At 68.4% G+C, this 19,641-nt stretch carries 17 protein-coding genes and 1 pseudogene; 10 read left to right on the top strand and 8 right to left on the bottom strand.

Annotated elements, in window-relative coordinates:
- Together GA0111570_RS16080 and GA0111570_RS16075 are read left to right on the top strand one after the other, a co-directional pair.
- Positions 1–305, top strand: a 305-nt coding sequence (locus GA0111570_RS16080) for a transposase (RefSeq protein ID WP_139283291.1), incomplete at its 5' end; no start/stop codon positions are given.
- A 173-nt stretch (positions 306–478) separates the two neighbouring features.
- On the top strand, positions 479–1,015 hold the full coding sequence (locus GA0111570_RS16075) for a YceI family protein (RefSeq protein ID WP_092613590.1): 537 nt from the start codon (positions 479–481) through the stop codon (positions 1,013–1,015).
- A 104-nt stretch (positions 1,016–1,119) separates the two neighbouring features.
- Here GA0111570_RS16075 and GA0111570_RS16070 read toward each other — a convergent pair whose 3' ends face one another.
- Positions 1,120–2,211 carry an aminotransferase class V-fold PLP-dependent enzyme gene (locus GA0111570_RS16070; RefSeq protein WP_092613588.1) on the bottom strand — a complete coding sequence of 364 codons (1,092 nt, stop codon included), beginning with the start codon at positions 2,209–2,211 and terminating at the stop codon, positions 1,120–1,122.
- A gap of 150 nt (positions 2,212–2,361) precedes the next feature.
- On the opposite strand from GA0111570_RS16070, the gene GA0111570_RS16065 reads away from it, so the two are divergent.
- Positions 2,362–2,625 (top strand): hypothetical protein, encoded by a 264-nt coding sequence (locus GA0111570_RS16065; RefSeq protein WP_092613586.1) that lies wholly within the window; start codon positions 2,362–2,364, stop codon positions 2,623–2,625.
- A 150-nt stretch (positions 2,626–2,775) separates the two neighbouring features.
- Here the strand turns inward: GA0111570_RS16065 and GA0111570_RS16060 are convergent, their stop codons facing one another.
- Positions 2,776–4,077 carry a Fic family protein gene (locus tag GA0111570_RS16060; protein WP_092613584.1) on the bottom strand — a complete coding sequence of 434 codons (1,302 nt, stop codon included), beginning with the start codon at positions 4,075–4,077 and terminating at the stop codon, positions 2,776–2,778.
- A 236-nt stretch (positions 4,078–4,313) separates the two neighbouring features.
- Complete coding sequence (locus GA0111570_RS16055) at positions 4,314–4,748, bottom strand: DUF4143 domain-containing protein (protein ID WP_217634228.1); 435 nt, start codon at positions 4,746–4,748, stop codon at positions 4,314–4,316.
- A 530-nt stretch (positions 4,749–5,278) separates the two neighbouring features.
- Here GA0111570_RS16055 and GA0111570_RS16050 point away from each other — a divergent pair.
- Both GA0111570_RS16050 and GA0111570_RS17780 read left to right on the top strand, forming a co-directional pair.
- Positions 5,279–6,907 (top strand): SIR2 family protein, encoded by a 1,629-nt coding sequence (locus GA0111570_RS16050; RefSeq protein ID WP_092613582.1) that lies wholly within the window; start codon positions 5,279–5,281, stop codon positions 6,905–6,907.
- A 590-nt stretch (positions 6,908–7,497) separates the two neighbouring features.
- Positions 7,498–8,364 carry a hypothetical protein gene (locus tag GA0111570_RS17780; RefSeq protein ID WP_175557542.1) on the top strand — a complete coding sequence of 289 codons (867 nt, stop codon included), beginning with the start codon at positions 7,498–7,500 and terminating at the stop codon, positions 8,362–8,364.
- 103 nt (positions 8,365–8,467) lie between these two features.
- Here the strand turns inward: GA0111570_RS17780 and GA0111570_RS16040 are convergent, their stop codons facing one another.
- The 5 genes from GA0111570_RS16040 to GA0111570_RS17905 all read right to left on the bottom strand — a co-directional run bounded on the left by GA0111570_RS16040 (position 8,468) and on the right by GA0111570_RS17905 (position 12,190).
- On the bottom strand, positions 8,468–8,701 hold the full coding sequence (locus GA0111570_RS16040; protein ID WP_092613580.1) for a biotin/lipoyl-containing protein: 234 nt from the start codon (positions 8,699–8,701) through the stop codon (positions 8,468–8,470).
- A complete protein-coding gene (locus GA0111570_RS16035; protein WP_092613578.1) occupies positions 8,698–9,723 on the bottom strand; it encodes an alpha-ketoacid dehydrogenase subunit beta in 1,026 nt (341 codons plus the stop codon). Before GA0111570_RS16035 ends, GA0111570_RS16040 begins: the two co-directional genes overlap by 4 nt.
- 2 nt (positions 9,724–9,725) lie before the next feature.
- On the bottom strand, positions 9,726–10,739 hold the full coding sequence (locus GA0111570_RS16030; protein WP_245703258.1) for a thiamine pyrophosphate-dependent dehydrogenase E1 component subunit alpha: 1,014 nt from the start codon (positions 10,737–10,739) through the stop codon (positions 9,726–9,728).
- Between the two features lie 157 nt (positions 10,740–10,896).
- Complete coding sequence (locus GA0111570_RS16025) at positions 10,897–11,640, bottom strand: IclR family transcriptional regulator (RefSeq protein ID WP_092613576.1); 744 nt, start codon at positions 11,638–11,640, stop codon at positions 10,897–10,899.
- Between the two features lie 124 nt (positions 11,641–11,764).
- Complete coding sequence (locus GA0111570_RS17905) at positions 11,765–12,190, bottom strand: DNA alkylation repair protein (RefSeq protein ID WP_281245222.1); 426 nt, start codon at positions 12,188–12,190, stop codon at positions 11,765–11,767.
- A gap of 417 nt (positions 12,191–12,607) precedes the next feature.
- Here GA0111570_RS17905 and GA0111570_RS18360 point away from each other — a divergent pair.
- From GA0111570_RS18360 to GA0111570_RS16000, 5 genes and pseudogenes are all read left to right on the top strand, one after another.
- A pseudogene (locus GA0111570_RS18360) lies at positions 12,608–12,787 on the top strand (cold-shock protein); the annotation flags it as partial.
- A gap of 45 nt (positions 12,788–12,832) precedes the next feature.
- Complete coding sequence (locus GA0111570_RS18190; protein WP_245703257.1) at positions 12,833–13,195, top strand: DUF1294 domain-containing protein; 363 nt, start codon at positions 12,833–12,835, stop codon at positions 13,193–13,195.
- 319 nt (positions 13,196–13,514) lie between these two features.
- A complete protein-coding gene (locus GA0111570_RS16010) occupies positions 13,515–13,853 on the top strand; it encodes a hypothetical protein (RefSeq protein ID WP_139283290.1) in 339 nt (112 codons plus the stop codon).
- A gap of 536 nt (positions 13,854–14,389) precedes the next feature.
- Complete coding sequence (locus GA0111570_RS16005; protein WP_175557541.1) at positions 14,390–16,747, top strand: multicopper oxidase family protein; 2,358 nt, start codon at positions 14,390–14,392, stop codon at positions 16,745–16,747.
- A 285-nt stretch (positions 16,748–17,032) separates the two neighbouring features.
- Positions 17,033–19,633, top strand: coding sequence for a UvrD-helicase domain-containing protein (locus GA0111570_RS16000; protein ID WP_175557540.1), 2,601 nt, complete (start codon positions 17,033–17,035; stop codon positions 19,631–19,633).
- Positions 19,634–19,641 lie beyond the last annotated feature (8 nt).

Genomic DNA, 19,641 nt, shown 5'->3' with positions numbered 1-19,641 from the left:
AAGGCCTGCGGCTCCTGCTGCACACGACCACCCTTCAGGCCGCCCGACAGGCCTGGACGCGGCTCGAGGACTGGGTGGAGGCCGCTGACACCGACGAGACCCGCCGGCTCTGGAACACGCTGAACGTGTGGTGGTCGGCGATCGAGGTGTTCATTACCAGCCGGGTCACCAACGCCCGCACCGAGGCGGCGAACACCGCGATCAAACACATCAAGCGGACCGGGCGTGGCTACCGCAACAACGAGCACTACCAGGCACGTATCCTTCTGCGCAGCGCCCGCAGAACCTGCGGCGCCGCCCATTGACCAGCCAAGGCACCACGGTCAACTACGAATAGCCGGCAAGCGGGCCGGACCACCTCCAACTGGCGCCGCCGACTCGCGGACCGCCGGATGGCGCCACGCGCGCAGGCAGTCGATCTCCCTGCCAGTGTGGGGTGGGGCTGCTTCAGCGTTCGTCAACCGGGGACACTGCTGGTATGTCGCTCGCACCAGGAACCCGCACGCTCACCCAGGACGACGGGGAGTTCCTGCTCCTCACCACGGTGGAGGGGCGGATGGCCCGCATGGGCCACGAACTGGCCCTCAGGATCGACCGCTGGACCGCCACCCTCACTGTGGGGCCGGAGGTCAGCGCGACCGCGCTGCAGGTCAGTGCCGACCTGCGCTCCCTGTCCCTCAAGGGCAGTCGGGACCCCGGCAAGCCGGTCTCCGAGAAGGACGCCCGGGACATCCTCTCGAACGCCCAGAAGACCCTTCAGGTCCAGCAGCACGCCGAGGTCAGCTTCACCTCGACATCGGCCGAGGGCACCTGGGAGGCGGTGACGCTCCAAGGGGATCTCACCCTGCACGGCCACACCCGACCACAGGTCCTGCGGGTCGTGGCCACCGAGTCCGGCTACCGGCTCACGGGCCAGGTCGCCCAGTCCGACTTCGGGATCAAGCCCTACAGCATCATGATGGGCGCCCTCAAGGTCGGGGACCGAGTGGACGTGGAGGTGAGCGTACGACTCTGAATTGCGGCCTCACCAGCATGGCGGGCCCTGGCGAGCCGCCAGGCTCACGCCCGCGGGATCGACCTCACCGGTGACACCGACGCCCCGGCCGGCCCCGTCCTGGCTCAGGCCCGACGGAGGGCCGCGAAGGCGTCGAGCAGGTCCCGGGCGGTGCCGTCGACATCGGTGAGCTTCGACAACCCGAAAAGGCCGATCCGGACGGCCCGGTAATCCGGCCGCTCGCCGAGCTGCAGGGGAACCCCGTTCGACACCCGGATGCCGGTGCCGCCGGTGTCGCCCGTGGCCAAGGCGTCGTCGGCGTACACCACCACGACGCTCGGGCTCTCGAAGTCTGGGGCGGCGACCGACGGGTAGCCGAGGTCAACCAGGCCGGCGCGCACCCGGGTGCCGAGCTCCCACTGGCGCGCCCGGGCGGTATCGAAGCCGAGGTCGCGCACCGCCGCCAGCATGCGGGAGTTGGCGATGATCGTGTCGGTCGGCAACGTCGCGTGGTAGTCGACCTTCATCGCGCGGCCGCTGTCGGCGATGCGGGTCCAGTGGGCGAGGTCGAGGGCGAACGAACTGGTCGGCTTCAGCCCGGCCTTCACCGCGTCCGTCATCATCACCATGGCCCCGCACGGGGTTCCGCTCCAGGTCTTCTGGGGGGCGGAGATGACGACGTCGGCCCCGACTGTGGGCATGTCGACGAACAGCGGGCCAGCGGCGATGGCGTCCACCACCAGGAGTCCGCCGACCGCGTGGGCGGCCTCGGCGACCCGGGTGAGGTAGTCGTCGGGCAGCAGCATGCCTGCCGACGTCTCGACCTGGGGCACGAACACGACCTCGGAGCGCTGCTCGGCGATCGCGGCGACCACCTCGTCGACCGGCGGCGGAGCGAAGGGGGCGGTGGGGGCGTCCTCGACCTGGCGGGCCTTGAGGATGCGCACCTCGCGGGCGATCTGCGCCGCGTCGAGGATCGCCGACCATCGGAACGAGAAGAGCCCGTTGCGTACGACTAGGCAGCGCTTGCCGGGGGCGAGTTGGCGCGCCACCGACTCCATCCCCCCGCTGCCCGTGCCCGGGACGAACGTCGCCGAGCCGGCCCGGTAGGCCTCCTGGACGATCTCGAGCGTCAGCTTGAACGCCTCCATGAATTCGGGCGCCGCGTGGTGCGTGGCGTGGGCGGTGTAGACGACGGAGAACTCAGTGTGGGGCATCGGTGGGTCCCTTCGGTGGCGTACCCCCGAATCTAGGCGGCGAGGCCCCGCGGGGCCAGCGGCGCGCGGCGCGGGCATGAATGGGTTCGGGGGCTTTGCCCCCACGACCGCCTGGCCGGCGCGTCCCTGGGCCTGGAGCGGGCCGAGGGCGTGCCCAAGGCGTCCGAGGTCGTCGGCTGGGAGCACGCGGCCCGCCTTGCCGCCGCCACGGAAGCCGTCCGCTCCTTCTACTGGTCCCGCTCGGCCGACCACAGCCGCGAACTGCAGGGCGATCAGCAGGACGTCTGGGAAGCGATCCAAACCTGGGTTCGGCTATCGCGGTGGCGGGAGGACTTCGACTCCGACATCATCCCCAGCACGCACGCCCCTTGGTCGCTGGCCGGCCCCGAGGTCGAGATCCAGCGCATCTACTGAAAGGAACTCCACCGATGGACATGGTCACCGCTGCCAAACAGCTCGCCCATTACCCAAGTACGCGAAACTGGGGCTGCGCGCGTTCTGCATCGGGCACGGACCGTGGTGAACAGGTGTCCACCGCCGAGCATTCTCCCGTTGATCCTCCGCTCAGGGCATGTCCTGCGCCGGCCGCCCGGGAACCGGTCGGGACGGAGCTGCAAGGCGGGTGTCGAAGCGCGTGCTGGCGAGCCGACGTTCAGCAGAGGTGATGAGATCGAGCACTTCGTCGGCGACATACGCCGTGGCATTGCGCTCGATCTTGCGGGTCGTGAGGACCTCCGCCTGCTTCAACTCCTCGAGGGCATTGCCTGCCGCGGGAGCACTGACCCCCAGGATCCGCCTCACCGTGGAAGCCGTCAGCACGGGCGCCTCCGGAAGCGATTCCAGGATGCGTGATGTCGCCGAGCCGGCCCGTGGAGCGGGACGTACCCCCTGTGCCGCACGATAGGCCGCCACCCGTTCAGTCCACTCGGCGCGCAGGTCGTCGATCTTCTGCACCAGTTCCCTGGACTGCTCGACCGCAACCGAGGCGGCGGAGACGAACGTCTCGAGCCACTTCCCCACGCCCAGCCGGGCCGCCGGATCAGCGGCGTTCTCCCCATGACGATAACCGGTCAGGCCGACGACGTACGTTTCGCTCAGGGTCGCCAGCACCAGACTGATCGGCAAGACGGCCGCGGTCGTCACTCCTCGCCTCGCCAGAACAGTGTGGATCAGGGCGCGACCCACCCGGCCGTTGCCGTCGGCGAAGGGGTGGATCGTCTCGAACTGCGCATGCACCATGGCTGCCTGCACGAGCGGACCATGAGCCGATCCATTGAGATAGTCCACCAGATCTGCCATCAGGTCCGGAACATGCTCAGGGGCCGGAGGCACGAACTCGGCTTCCAGGGGATGTCTGCTCGAGCCGCCGATCCAGTTCTGGCGCTCGCGAAGACCATGGAGGCCCGGCTGGTCCGGGAGCAGGGCGCGGTGCAGGTCAACGATGTCCTCCACGCTGACGCGCTCGACCTCGACGAGTCTGGTCGTGGCCTCTCGCACCACTGTCATGTTGTTGGCCACCAAGGCCGCCTGGGTGCTGATGCCACGCACCGGCTCATGGTGCCCCAACTCGGCCAACGCCACCTGCTTGGGCGACGGCGACAACCCCTCGATCTGCGAACTCGCGATCGCCTCAGAGCGCAGCAGGAACCTCGACACGGCGGCGAGCGCGTCACCTCCGGCACCATTGAGCGCCCTGATGCCGCGCTCGACATCCGCCGCCCGTTGGGCGAGAGCCGGCTCCATCACCAGCGGCAGGCCGTCGAACCGATCCGGCACGTACCGCCGGTAAGGTCCACTGACCCGATCCCTGCGAGGCAACCCCTCGGAGTCACCCGCCTCCCAGTACGCCTGCTCCCAGCCGCTCATGCTTTCCTTTCACTACGGCACCATCTATGCAACTTTATGTTGTCAAAGTTTAATGGATGGGCTGTTTGTTGAAGGATGTGAATCTTCGCCACGAGTTCGTGCTGGCTGTCCGGGCCTGTTGACGGGCGCCGCTGGCTGCCGATCAGCCTCTCGGGGATAGATCCTGTGCGTCTGGTTCGAGGACTGTGTTGATGCCCACCCCGATAACGAGCACTGACGTGGTGGCGGCGCTCGCCTCAGCAGCTCAGGAGGCGGGATCGTCCCCGAACTGCCGAAGCTCCTGCGAACAACGGCAGGCGGCGACGATCTTCGCGGCCCAGGCTGTCGAGCAAGCCGGGGCTGTGCGCGTCGTGCATCGGTCGCGGACCGAGCAGCGCCAGGGGGACGACCCCTACCCCGTCGTCGCGCCGGTAGGCCCGCTCCCCCGTGTACACCACCAGACGGTCGACGAGCCGGTCACCGAGCTGATTCGCGAGCCAGGTCAGGTGCACCACGTCGGCGGAGGTGACGGTGTCGGCCAGCTTGACCTCGATCGCCAGCGCGGACCGATCGGGCGCCTCCACCACCAGATCGACCTCGTGCTCGGTGTTCCTGGTCCGCAGGTGCCCGAGCCTCGCGTCAGCAGCCTGCGCATAGACCCTCACCGACTGCGTGACCAGGGACTCGGACAACGCTCCCCAACCAGGTCCCGGTGCCCGGCGAGACCGTACGCCCCTGTCCCCGCAGCAGGCCCGCCTTCCCGACACCGACCAGCCGTGCCTCCAGCGCGGGATCGACCAGGGGGGAAGACATCTTGACGACGCTCTGTTTAACATCCTGCCGCCATTCTCCTTAACATCCTGACGCCAGGTCAACAAGCGCACCGACGAGTACGGCGGCTCCCGGACGCCCGCTCGTCCGACCGTAGGACGGCCCGCTGCTTCCGAGTCTGCTCGCTTCAGGTCGCTGGGCGCCGACCGGCCCTCCGAAGCTCGATCGGACGAAATGGAAACCGGGAGGCCCTGCAGCAGTGGCTCGCCGTGTCACCGTGGTGGGACAGCCTCCGCTTCGTCATCCTGCGGGACCGCGGCGGCATGTTCAACGACGCGTACGCCGGGTATCTCTCGCTTGAGGTTCCTCTTCGCCAGCGAGGTAGCCCCCGAACTCCACATGTGGTGCCGGTCGGGATCATCCGTGAGCGGGTGCCGCCATATGCTCAGGCATGCCTCAGACTGGCCATCTCTTCGTCGTCCAAGCCGATCTCACCCGACTCGCTGCCGATGCCTTCCTCGTTCCGTGCGACACCTACCTGAATGTGGCCGGCGGGTGGCGGCCGTTCCTCGAGCCGGGCACCCAGGAGCAGGCATCGGAGCTCTGGTTCACGCCGCCGGGACTCCAGAACGAGGACGTGTTCCACTTCCTTCCTGACGCCACTCCTGACGTCGAGAAGCCTGCGCCCGACGAGGTCGTCGGTCTGCGCGTGCTCGTCGACACGGTCAAGGCCGAATCCATCCCTGAGATGGTCGAGCATTCGCTGTCTGCCGTGCGGTTCGCGGCGACCAGGGCGACTACACGCGGCGGCCGGGCTCTGCCCCTGATCGCCATGCCGATCCTCGGGGTGGGAGAAGGCAACTTCCGCGGGCACCGGGCCGAGGTCATCAGCGAACTCATCGGGCAACTCCTCGCGTTCGTCAGCGAGGAGCCGGTCGACGTCGCACTCGTCCTGCGCCGCCCCGCGGACTTCGCGGCTGCGCAGTGGGCGCGCGGTCAGGTCACCGACGCCGACAAGACGGCCTGGCCTGAACTCAGCGCCGAACACTTGGCGTTGGCGGATCGTCTGGGGAAGAAGGCCGCCGGGGGTGAACTCTCGATCTTCGCGGGAGCGGGGGTGAGCAAGCCGGTCAACTTCCCGGACTGGGATGAGCTGCTCCAAGAGCTGGCGGACGCCAACGGGAAGACACTCGTCATCCCGGCCGTCCCGCAGGAGCCGGACTACCCGCAGCTCGCCCAGGACATGCAGATCGAGACTCTGAACGAGGACATCGCCACTCGCTTCCGTACGGAGAAGCACGCCCTGGGGCACGCCCTGCTCGCAGACCTCCGTACCCCATCGCTCGTGACGACCAATTACGACCCATGCCTGGAGAACGCTGCAGCAGCCATCCATACGGACCCGGACCCGAAGCTCCGAGTGATCGCCAGGGAACTGGCCCTTGGGAGCCACCCCTGGCTGCTGAAACTGCACGGGGACATCGCCCACCCGGACACGATCGTCCTGACGACCGACCAATACGAGCGTCTCAGGGGAGAGCACAAGGCCCTTCACGGAGTGGTGCAGACGCTCATGCTCACCAGCCACCTCCTGTTCGTTGGTTTCGGGTTCGCCGACAGCGACTTCCTTGGCATGGCCGAGGCCGTTCAGAATGTTCGCGCCCTCGCACAGGAGGACACCAGCACCTCCAAGGTCGGCACGGCCATCGGCCTACTGGAGCCCCCGGCGCCGCACAAGTCTCCGGAATCCGAGCCCGGGAAGCGTACGTACGCCGAACTCGACTACGAGTACCTGGCCCGGGCCGGGAGCGACGTCTCCGAGGCGGCCCGCCTGCTGGAGATCCTGCTGGACCGCCTCGCCTGGCGCTGCCAGGTCACCGGGGACGTCCGCGCCTCCTTCCTGCTGGACCCCGACTACCAGAAGGGCGCCAGCCCCGAGGACGAAGAACTACGCAGGAAGCTCGTGGAGTTGCAGGAGGTCGCCAACCGGCATCGGGAGAGCGCCGCGTACGGAGCTGTAACTGCTCTGCTCCAGGGGCTGGGGTATCGGGAGGACACTCGGTCCGTTCGTCGGTCATAGCGTCGGCCCAGCGCAGCCGCTTCGCTTTCGGCCAGCCGCCTCGCGTCGACGCGTAGCGGCTGCCTGCAAGCGAAGCGGCTACGGGGCTGGCCCGGACGGGTGACTCCCTCGTTCGGCATCCCCACCACGGCCGATCATCGGGAGCAGGTTGTCCCCGTCCCGGTCCCCTCACCTTTCGTCCTCAGAGTCGCCCTTTTGATTGTTGACAGCGAGAACCGCCACAACGCCTCGTGGGAAGGTGTGATCGGGATGTTCACCATCCGTTCTCGGCGGTGCCAGCAGGACCAGACCGCCGATCGCCGGTTCGATCCGCTCCCGGCCACGCCCTCGACCGCGAGCGCCGCAGCGGCGACGACGGCTTGCGCGACACCTGATAACCGCTAGAACGGGCTCCTCGCCCTCACCACCCGGCGGGCCACGAACCCTGATCCCCAGGGGTTCGGGATACCGGGAGGCCCCCCGCCAGGCAATGTCATGACGTACGACAGCAGTCGAGCCATGCCTGCTTCCTCGTCGGCAACCAGGTATCGCAGGGGGTCGATCACGTTTCCGCTGGGGCCGTAATGGTCGCGCTGGTAGCGTCCAGCCCCGTGGTGGGCAACAGACTCTCTCGGGATGACTTCTACGACAGATTGTCGGCGCTGGACGAAGCCGCGATGAAAAAGGCACTGTGGACGCTGTACTGGCGCGGATCAGCGCCCGTTCGCGAGCGGATCATGGCCGCGATCGACCCGGCATCGGCCACCGCGCAAGCAGCGAGGGCGAACGCACCGGTCGATGCTGACAGGGTCAAGGCCGAGGTCAGGGAGTTCGCGGCCCTGGCGCGGCAGGGGGCCTATCTGGCCGGGGACCGCCGCGTCTCACCGAAGGAACGGACGCGCTGGCGGTTCACGTTCCAACGACTTGCGAAAACGACCACCCAGGCCCTTTCTGGCCGCGATGTCGAGCCGGCGGCATCCGCCATGGCCACGCTGATCGATCTGGCCTGCGAGCTGCGGTCCGTCGACTACTTCCGGTCCGACGACCCTGTGGAGGCTGCCCGGTTCGTCGTCTCCGACGCGGCGGCAGTGGCCTGGGCGGCAGTCCGACGCGAGCAGGGCTACCCCGCGTTCTGCGAGCGAGCGGCCGGCCAGTTGGTGCGCTGGGAGTCACGCTGGGGCTGGACCCGCCGGGGCCACGGGTGGGTGAGCGAGCGGGAGACCTCGCTCGCGCAGGTCGTCGCGGGCATGCTTCCCGCCGCCGACGCGTGGGGCCAGTTCGCGGATGCCTACCTGCGCGCTCTGGATTCGGTGGTCGACCAGCGGGGGCCTGCCGACGGACACCGCCGGAGCAGGAAGGAGCGCCGCGAGGATCTTGCCGAGTGGCACGCGCTGCTGCGGGAGCGACTGTCACATGGGGAGTACCAGGACCGCCTCGACGCGCTGGCGAACCACCCCGCCCTGGTCGGGCGCAGGTGAACCCCTCGCTCATCTGTCGATACCTCCGACCACGGCGGGCCAGGGCGTGAACCGCCAGGCGATGGTGGCGTACGGGACTCCTGCCCGTACGCCACCACCCACCTCACTCGATCCTGGCGATCACCGCTCCCTGGGCCACCTCGGCCTCCTCCTCGACCACCAGCGTGATCACGCCTGAGACCGGCGCCACCACCTCGGCATCGACCTTGTCCATCTGGACCTCGGCCAGCAGCTGGTCCTCGGCCACGGTCTCCCCGTCGGCGACGTACCAGGTCGCCAGCACACCGGTGGCCTGCCCGTCCTCCTTGTTCATCTGCGGGAACGGCACCTCGGTCATGCCATCACCTCACGCACGGCCGCCTCGATGCGCGCGGCGGTCGGCAGCACCGCGTACTCCAGCACATGGGCGTACGGGATCGGCGTGTCCGGGATCGCGACCCGCCGCGGCGGGACCTTCAGCAGGCCCACGTCGGTCTCGACCACTGACGCGATGACCTCACCGGACAGCCCGTACGACAGGTAGTCCTCGTCCACCACGACCAGCCGGCCGGTCTTGCCGACCGACTCCAGGATCGCCTCCCGGTCCAGCGGCACGACCGTGCGCAGGTCGATCACCTCCACCGAGATCCCGCCGGACGCCAGCTTCTCGGCGACGTCCAGCGCGTGGTGCACCGACAGTGACAGCGTGACCACGGTGACGTCGGTACCCTCGGCCGCGACGGCGGCCTTGCCGATCGGCACCACGTACTCACCCTCGGGCACCGGGCCGATGCTGCGACGGTTCTTCGCCATCCAGGGCAGCCCCATCACTCCCTTGTGGTACATGTACACCACCGGCGAGTCGTCGCGGATGGCGGAGGTCATCAGCCCCTTGGCGTCGGCCGGGTTGGACGGCACCACGACCTTCATGCCGGGCAGGTGGGCGAACGTGCCCCACAGCGTCTGGCTGTGCTGGGCGCCGTCGGAGTAGCCGCCGCCGACCGCCGTGGCGAGCACCATCGGGACCTTGACGTTGCCACCGGACTCGTAGTGGATCTTGGCCATGTGGTTGTAGATCTGGTCCAGGCAGACGCCCATGAAGTCGGCGAACATCAGCTCCACGATCGGGCGCATGCCCTCGGTCGCGGCGCCGATGCCCAGACCGATAAACGCGGTCTCCGAGATCGGGGTGTCGATGACGCGCTCGCGTCCGAATTCGTCGAGCAGCCCGGCGGTCGAGGAGAAGATGCCGCCGTACGAGCCGACGTCCTCACCCAGGTAGACGACCGAGTCGTCGACGCGCATCTCCTGGGCGATCGCCTCGACCATGGCCTTGGAGGTGTTGAGCCGGCGGACGGGAGTGGTAACGGTCGATGTCATGATCAGGCCTCCTCGGCGAAGACGTACTTGAGCACCTCTGCCGGATCGGGCAGCGGGCTCTCCTTGGCGAACGTGATCGCCGCCTCCACCCGGGAGGTGGCCTCGTTCGCGATCTGCTCGACGGCAGCGTCATCGAGGACACCCGCCTCACGTAGCCGGGCCTCGTAGCGCGGGATCGGATCGTGCTGGGGGACCTCCGCCAGCTCGGGCCGGTAGCCCTGCGCGTCACCCTCGAAGTGCCCGAGCATGCGCAGCGTCGCCACCTCGATCAGCGATGGGCCCTCCCCTGCCCTTGCTCGGGCCACGGCGCGTCCGGCCGCCTCGTACACAGCCTCGACGTCGTTGTCCTCGATCCGCTCCCCCGGAATGCCGTAGGCGGCGGCGCGATCGGCGTTGGAGGCGATGGCGGTGGAGGCCGTACGGGGCACGGAAATGCCCCACTCGTTGTCCTCGACGATGAAGACCACGGGAAGCTTCCACACCGCGGCCAGGTTGAGCGACTCGTGGAAGGCGCCCTGGTTGGCCGCGCCCTCACCGGTGACGGCCACGGCGATCCGGTTGCCCGGCCGCCGGGAGAAGGCGAACGCCGCCCCGAGCGCGGGCGGATAACCCTCGGCGATGATGCCGGAGCAGGAGAAGTGCACGGCCGGGTCGAACAGGTGCATGTGGCCGCCGCGGCCGCGGCCCAGGCCGGTCTCGCGGCCGAAGATCTCGGCGGTCATCCGCTCCAGGTCGACGCCGTGGGCGATGGCGAAGTGGTGCGGGCGATGGGTGGCGGTGACGGCATCGTCCTTGGTGAGGTGAGCGCAGACGCCGGCGGCGACGGGTTCCTGGCCGGCCGACAGATGCATCTCGCCGGGGACGAGGCCCTTGCCGATGTCGAAGCCCGGTCCCTTGTCGGCGTGGTACTCGCGGACGATGGCGAGTTCGTACGTCCGGGACAGGACCATCGTGGCATAGAGGTTGCGCCGGGTATCGGCGTCGAGGTCGCGCCGGGCGGCCGCCTCGCTGGACACAGGCGGGACGGGCGGGACATCTTGTCCCGGAGCCGGACCGGTGACAGAAGTGGACATCATTGGCCTCCGTTGTCGGTGATGTCCCCACTCTCGACCGGCCCGGACGCCGCCGCCAGAGGCGCGTTTTCAGATGGTGATAGAGATCAGGTGACAGGACTCAGGCCACCGGAGCGTAGGCCAGACCGACCAACTGCGCCGCCCTGCGCAGCGGAGCCGGGTCGTGGAGGACGCGGTCGGCGGAGCCACTGGGCACCGAGATGGCGAGGGATGCGGTCACTCCGCCCGATGTGATGGGCACCGCGACACAGGTCGTGCCCAGCGCGTACTCCTCGCGGTCGACGATCACCGACCCGGCCTCGTCGAGGTCGACCAGCAGCGAACGCACCGTCGTGCGGGTCCGGCGCGTCAAGTCATACATCGGGTGCGTGGTCAGGTAGTCGATCAGGTCGTCGTGCGGCAGTCCGCTCATCACCGCCTTGCCCAGTGCCGTGGCGTGGGCGGAGTGCTGCAGCCCGACCCAGAGGTCGACGCGGGGCGCCGCGGGGCTGTCGACGATGTCCAGCAGGTCGACCTCGCCGTCACGATAGGCGGCCAGGTAGGCGGGAGCCTTCATCTCCTCATGCAGAGTCCGCATGACCTGGTGGACCCGCCGCGGCACCGGGCCCTGCTCCTGGTCCTCGACCAGCCGGGCCGGGACGTCGCCGACGATGTACCCGTCGTCGGTGCGAATGAGATAGCCCTCATGCACCAGGGTGCGGAGCAGGTGGTAGGTCGTCGGCAGGGCGATCCCGGACAGGTGGGCGAGCCGCTTGGCGGGGACAGGTCGGTGCTCGTCCGCGACGAGCTCGAGCAGGTGCAGGGCACGGACCACTGACGCGATGAGTGTGGGTTCGCCGGTCATCAGCCTCCTCGGTCACTCTCCGGTGAACGTAGATCGGGGGTGGGGCGGCGTCAAGCGGTTTGCGGCAGATGGCGTGGGCGGTTGAGTCGTCCACGCCGACAAGCGGATGGGTGAGGAGAACCGGTCAATCTGCTCGGCCACCCGGCTTGCCGGGCCGACCACCAGCAGCGGCTCGAGCCGCCAGTACCGCCTCCCGCTGCTCGTCGCTGAGCGGTTTCACCGCCTCGCGGACCGTCACCCCGGACACCCGTACGGCACGGGGCAGCAACCACGCGAACACCAGGTCCGGCCGCTTCCTCCCGGTGTCGCGCAGCACCCAGCCGATGGCCTTGCGGATGAAGAACTCCTTCTCCTCCAGCATCGCGTCGGCGTAGCGGCCGAACCGGTCGAAGTCTCCTTCGCCCTGCCGCAGCGCCAGCAACTGAGCCAACAGTGCCGAACGGCGGATCCAGAAATCCCCGTCGGCCGCCCAACGGTCCAAAAAGGTCCCGAGCGATGGTTCCCGCTCGACCAGCGGCCCGACGACCGAGGCCGCCAGTACGTCCACCAGTCGTGGTGCGTCAGTCCGTCCTGTCCGACCGACTCGCGGACGGTGGAACGGATCGCCGGTACCGAGGTGCCGTAGTGCTCCAGGTCGCTCTTCAGGTACGCCCTCTCGCCTGCCGCCCGCTCGGGTTGGGCCTTGGCAAGCAGTCCCGCATCGATCTGCTCGGCGAGCGCCCGTGGATCGGTCATGGAGCCATCATCCGCCCGTGCGCGTCGGGCCGCAGACGGGCTCCCATCTCGCATGTACGGGGCCGCAGCGATGGACGGTTTTCGCGCGTGAGGCATCCGTACCCGAAAATGACATCGCCGGCCTCGTCATCGACTGGCAACACACGACTGACAGGCTCCGCGCAGTCCGACACGACGAGCCAGTGACAACAGAACCAGCGGTCATCTCGGCCGGCACGAAGTGGGGGGCACGATGCGGCAGGAAGGCACGATCACGCGGTGGGACGACGCGCGTGGGTTCGGATTCATCACTCCGAAGGACGGAGGAGCGCCCGTCTTCGTCCACGTGAGCGAGTTCTCGCGTACGACCCGTCCTGGTACGGGGGCCGTCGTCACCTTCCGCGTGACCCGGGACGACCGGAATCGGCTGCGCGCCTCGGACGTCGGGTACGCGCCCTCCTCAATACCCCGGGCACCGATGACGCGCGGGGTCCCCGCGGCGGCCGCCATTGCCGTCGCCTTCCTGGGCCTGCTCGCCGTCCTGGCGGTGCTCCACGTACTGCCCGTCAGCGTGGTGGCGCTCGCGGTGGTCCTGAGCGGGGTGGCATTCGCCCTGTACAGGGCAGACAAATCGGCGGCTATCCGGGGAGCATGGCGGGTCAGCGAGTCAACGCTCCAGACCGTATCCCTGCTGGGCGGCTGGCCCGGCGCCCTCCTCGCCCAACGGGTCTACCGCCACAAGACGCGCAAACACTCGTTCCAGACAACTTTCTGGATCACCGTCGTCGTCAACTGTGCAGTTCTGGGTTGGATGGCCATCGGCACACCCTTCCCACTCTGACCACCCCCCGGCGACCGGATGGGGGCCCGCCAGGTGGCGATCAGTCGCTCAGCCCTTGAGTGAATGGCCAGCTCCTCGGTGAAGTCCGGCACCGTCGCGACCCTCTTGGACAGACCTGTTCGTTGTGCTGACTGGGATGGAGAAGCGCGCCGACACTGGCCACTTGCCGCCCTGCCCTGGCTTCCGCCACTCGGCGCCCACGGACGAGAGGACACCACATGTCATCCCACGAGCCGGTCGAGAAGGCTCCGGAAGCCTCCGGCGCATCGGCGCCGGGAAGTGGCGGCCCAGACTTGGACACTCCGACTGGGCGTACGCCTTGAAGCGCGCGGGCAAGGAGTTCTCAGCGGCCAGCGGTATCGATCTGTCGGCCATGCTGACGCACTTCACCGTGCTCTCCCTGGCCCCGTCCTGCTGGCGATCTTCTCCCGTCATCTCCCTGATCCTGACCAGCAGGGCCGCCACCCTGACCTCCCTGGTAGCTGACCTGACCACGCGCTACGTACCGGTCGCCTACCAAAGCCCCGCGGCGAACCTCGTCACCATGATCACGGATTCGGCGAGCGGCAGCGGTATCGCCCTGATCATCGCCGTCGGCACAGGCGACAGGCCGCGAGCTGCGCCTTTCCCGCTCCAGGCAGGCGTCCACGGACGGTGAGGAGTCCTCGCCGACCACGGACCCGAGCGCGCAGAGCCCGGAGAACCGCCCGCACGACTCTCCCCTGCCGACCGGTAGGAACAACGATCCTCCCGGAACATCGGGGCAGGCGCACGCCGCGCCTGACTTCTGACGGACTGCCGCCGAGACCTCGCACACCTCGCTGGGCGTGAGAACGGCACAGAAGCAGTCTTCCAGGTGAACGCCCGGAGAAGACTTCCGCAGTACCTCCCGCAGCCCCCACCCCGTGACCCGCCCATCATTAGCGTCGGCGCAGAGATCAGAGAGATCTCTCCAGCAGGCAGAAGGGACGTGCCTCATGCACATCAACCCATTACCTCCGTCACTCGTGTCGGGAGCGTCCACACGAGAAGCGACGTCTTCGCCTTTAGTCCCCGGCTTGACCCGGCGCGGCGCAACGTCCACGGTGCCGGGCGTGGCCGGCAGAAACGCCTTTCGGGTACAGGTGGGCTTTCGGGTACAGGTGGGAAGGAACGAGGCGCAGCATGCCCATCACCCGTAGAGGAATGCTCAGCATGTCCGCAGCCGGGGTCCTGACCCTGGCATACGCCCGTGTCGGCCGGGCCCCCGAAGCGGTCGCCGCAACCATCCCCGGCGGGACCCTCGACGCACGCAGCATCCAGCAGTTCGTGACGCGCCTGGTCGTCCCGCCCGTCATGGCACGCAACCGGGTCGAGACGACGGCCGAGGGCCAGCCCGTCGACTTCTACGAGCTTCACATACGCCAGTTCAACCAGCAGATGCTTCCCGCCGGCAACCCGAAGACACCCGTGTGGGGATACGTCTCCGCCACCGACCCAAACCCCTTGGTCCACACGCCGGCGGCGACGATCGAAACGCCACGTGACCGTCCGGTCCGCGTGCTGTGGCGCAACAAGCTGGTCGACGAGAAGAGGCGCTACCTGCCGCACATGTTCGCAGTCGACCCCACCCTGCACTGGGCCAACCCTGAGCAGCCCCCCGATGCGGCAGGACGTCCGATGACCGACAGGATGCCGTCTTTCGCCGGGCAGCGCTACGTGCCACGCGACCGATACACGAGCGCGGAGGGGACCTACACCGCCTACACCGGCCCGGTTCCCATCTCCGTCCACTTGCACGGCGCCATGGGTCTGGGTGACGAATCGGACGGCTACCCCGAGTCCTGGGTGCTGCCGGATGCGAGCGACATCCCTGATGGCTACGCCCGTCACGGTCGCTGGTGGCAACACCTGAGCGCCAAAGCCACCGCCCTGACGGGGCACACCGTGCCGATCGACGGTCAGCTGGCGCAGTACCCGAACAAGAACCGGCCGACTGCCCTGTGGATCCATGACCACGCGCTGGGCCTCACCCGACTCAACGTGATGGCTGGCTACACCGGCTTCTACATGATCAGGCCGGCCAAGGACTCGGATCAGCCGCTGGACTCTGCCACCGGGCGCCCCGCCGTCCTGCCTGGCACGGGGGCCGACCCGACACGAGCCGGCGAGTTGCCCCACGAGTTGCCTCTGGCGATCCAGGACCGCTCGTTCAACCAGGACGGCACGCTGTTCTACCCCGACAGCCGGCGGCACTTCGACGCTTCCGACACCTTCCTGCCGGCGTCCGGCATCGCTCCGATCTGGGTTCCCGAGTTCTGGGGCAACGCGATCGTGGTAAACGGGCGCACCTGGCCCTACGCCGATCTGCGGGCGCGCCGGTACCGCCTGATCGCCCTCAACGCCTGCAACTCCCGCTCCCTGTCCCTGGACTTCCGCAAGGTCCCCCGCGTCCAGGTCCATCTGATCGGCAACGACGGAGGTCTGCTCCCTCAGGTGGCGGACCTCTTCGCCTCGAAAAATCCAAACTGGGGACAGCTCCCCCTCGGCCCCGGAGAACGAGCCGACCTGATCCTCGACCTCACCGACACCCCACCTGGCCGCTACGTCCTCGGCAACACCGCCGGCGAGATCCTGTTCCCCGGCACCGAGGGATGGCTCATCGACCAGCAGCCGAAGCCCCACGAGACGACGACCGGCCGTGTCATGGAGTTGCGCGTCGGTCCCGCGCTCGGATCTGACCCCACCACGCCGGCCCGCCGGCTGAGGATGCCGGCCATCCCTGATCTTCCGGCGGCGGACAGCACTGTACGAATAGCACTCGACATGACGCATCAGCGCGAGCCTGCCGAGGGCGTGCCCACCCAGGTGTCGACGACCTACCTGTCACAGATCGTGGGGGATCCGCGGAAGGGCCCGGTGAAGGTGGTCCCGAAGATGTGGTCGGATCCGGTCTGGTTCAACCCGCAGGTGGGTGAGACGGTCGACGTCGAGGTCTACAACTGGTCGGTCGTGCCGCACCCGGTTCACCTGCACGAGGTGTCCTACCAGGTCGTCAGCCGCAGTGCCATCTCGTACGACGACGAGACGGGTGACCTGGCGATCGGCCAGTCCCGGCCTCTCGAACCGATCCAGACCGGTCGCAAGGAAACGATCATGGTCTTCCCCGGAGAGATGGCACAGCTGCGCGCCACGTTCAACCACCCCGGGCAGTTCGTCATACATTGCCACCTGCTCGAACACGAGGACAACGAGATGATGGTCCCGTTCCGGGTCGGCCCGGCGGAAGACGGTGCCCCCGGGTCAGTCGCCCACGAGGTGAGCGACATGACGATGATGGACGGCACCGAGCAGGTCTACGACCTGACCATTGACCGGGCCGACAGCGTGCGTCAGATGATGAACCAACCGATCACCCTCGCCATCGGTGGCGCAGCAGCAGCCGCGGCAGGCGGCGGCGCCGTCCTCGCGAGACACCGCCGCCAGCAGCGCGTCCAGAAGGACACCCCTACCGCACCGTCAAGCGCCCAGGAAGGCCTCCGCGAGCCGCCGGTGCAGGGCAGCAATCGATGACTGGTCCAGCGGCCCCGAGGCGACGAACATGTGCGCCATCCTCCTCGGCCACACCACGTCGACCTCCCGGGTTCTGAAGACACCTCCGATCTGCGGCCAGTCGCCGCCATCAGCTGCTCTGCGAGGATGGCTAGGGTGAGCCAGAAGGCCGTGCGGATCGGGGGGGATGACGTGAGTGGCACTTCTGGGCTTCCGTCCTGGGGTCCGGCCCGTACTACCGGCCCCGATGCGTGGTTCCTCGCCTCGACGCCTGACGGGTTCGTCCTGACGACCTCTGCAGGAGTGATGAACTTCACCGGTCGCGACTGCTCCAGACTCTCGGTCAGCCGGTGGTGGTTCGGACGCTCACTGCTCGTCAACGGGCCCGTGGCCGGCAGGTACCGGGGCGTGAAGTCCCAGGACGTTGCTGCCATCCGCTCCGCCATCGCCGGCCGGCTCCAGAGCGTTGAGCTGGGGCCCGTGCTGGACCGCGCTCGCGCCTTCCGGTCGGACTTCAACCGCTTGCTGGAGCAGCATCGCATGCAGGGCCGGTGGATCCCGTACGACCGCGTGGCGGCCGTCCTGCGGCTGCGGCCAACCGACGACGAGCTCGCCCTCCTTCGAGGATCGATGCGGGAGGCCCTCCTTACCCCCGAGGAACGTGAGGCGCTCGACCTGCTGGGGCGCGACTGGACGGCCATCGTCCGTTCCGTCAATGCGCAGATCCTCAGCGCTGAACTGGCAAGTCGCCGGGACTTCTTCGATCGGATCGAGAAGTCGCCGCTGACCGAGGAGCAGGCCCGCGCGGTGGTGACCTTCGACAATCGGGTCCGAGTGGTCGCCGCAGCCGGCTCGGGCAAGACATCGGTCATGGTCGCACGGGCCGCGTACGCCGTGGCTCGGGGGTTCGTGGCGCCCGAGCGCATCCTCATGCTGGCGTTCAACACCGACGCAGCGGCCGAGCTGCGCGCGCGGGTCGCGGCCCGGCTGGAAGCGGTGGGGCTGCCGACCGCCGGGATCCAGGCCAGCACCTTCCACTCCTTCGGGCTCGCTCTGATCGGCAGGGCGACCGGCCGCAAGCCCAGCGTCGCCTCCTGGGTCGGCCGCCAGAGCACCGAGATCGACAAGGTGCTCGCGATCGTGGACGAGCTGCGGGACTCCTCGCCCGAGTTCCGCTACAAGTGGGACACCTTCCGGCTCCTCTACGGGCGCATGTCCGAGACGCCCGAGACCGGCGACCACGACAGCTATGACCGCGACACCCGGCAGAACGGATTCCGCACCTACCGGGGCGAGACCGTGCGCAGTGAGGGCGAGCGCCTCATCGCGGACTGGCTGTTCCTCAACGGGGTCGAGTACCGCTACGAGCAGCCGTACGCCCACGACGTGGCTGACGCCGACCACTCCCAGTACCGGCCCGACTTCTACTATCCGCAGATCGACGTCTGGCACGAGCACTGGGCGCTGCGGGCCGACGGGACTCCGCCCGAGGCCTTCACCGGCTATGCCGACTCCATGCAGTGGAAGCGTTCGGTCCACCAGCGCTTCGGCACCACGCTGCTCGAGACCGCGTGGCACGAGATCGTCACCTTCAAGGGTTTTGCCGCCCTGGACGCCGAGCTTCGCACCCGCGGGGTGGAGCTGGACTGGAATCCCGAAAGGCCCCGGCCCACCTCCGGAGCGCAGCCGATCGAGCACGAACGCCTCGCCCGGACCATCCGCACCTTCATGTCCAACGTGAAGGCGAACTCCCTGACCCGCGACGACCTCGCCGCGCGGCTCGCCGAGCGGCCCAGCCCCCGTACGCGAATCTTCCTCGAGCTGTACTGGGAGATCCACGACCGCTGGGAGCAGGAACTGCGCGCGGCGGGCGCCATCGACTTCGACGACATGCTGGTCCAGGCCGCTGATCTGCTCGAGCGCAGCCCGGACCTGAGCGCGTACGACCTGGTCCTGATCGACGAGTTCCAGGACACCAGCCACTCCCGGGCGCGGCTGGTCCGGGCGCTGTGCCAGGGGCCCGAGAAGTACCTGCTCGCGGTCGGGGACGACTGGCAGGCGATCAACCGCTTCGCCGGCGCCGACATCACCGCCATGACCCGGTTCGAGCAGATGTTCGGGCCTGCGGAGACCGTCCGCCTGCAGACCACCTTCCGCAACCCCCAGACGATCGCCGACATCGCCGGCAGGTTCGTCAGCCGCAACCCCGCCCAGATCGACAAGCGCGTCGTCTCCGCACGCCGTGCCGCCTCGCACCCTGAGGACGGGCCGCCGGTCACCATCATCCGGGTCGAGACACGCGACGGCCTGCAGCGCGCCATCGACGGCTACCTCACCGACCTGGCCACTCGTGCGGCGCAGAGCAGCATCGACGTGCTCGGGCGCTACCGGCACGAGGAGAAGCTGGTCCCCCGCCATGGGTTCCCCGGCTTGGATGTCACCTTCCGGACCGTGCACGCCGCGAAGGGGCTCGAGGCGGACTACGTCATCCTCCCGAACCTCACCAAGGGGATCTACGGCTTTCCCAGCAAGATCGAGGATGACCCGGTTCTCGGACTCGCCATGCCCGGCGACGACGGCTTCCCCCACGCGGAGGAGCGGCGCCTGTTCTACGTCGCGCTCACGCGGGCCCGGCGGGCCGTCACGATCTTCACCGTGGTTGGCCAGGAGTCCCCCTTCGTCGTCGAACTCCTCGACGATCCCGACGTCGTCGTCCAAGGAATCACCCCGAATGCCACGCGTGTACGCGTCTGTCCGGGGTGCGGCCAAGGCACCCTCGTCCTGCGCCGCGGCCCCTACGGCGAATTCCTCGGCTGCAGCCGATACCCCGCCTGCACTCACAAGGCCAAGCTCGATCGTGGGACGGATTCCGGTCGGCTTCGTGCGGCGAGCCCTCGCATGCCTTAGGCCGCACG

Origin of the sequence: Raineyella antarctica (genome assembly GCF_900092135.1) — a bacterium.
Classification (GTDB): domain Bacteria; phylum Actinomycetota; class Actinomycetes; order Propionibacteriales; family Propionibacteriaceae; genus Raineyella; species Raineyella antarctica.
This window is presented reverse-complemented; position numbering and strand designations above follow the sequence as displayed.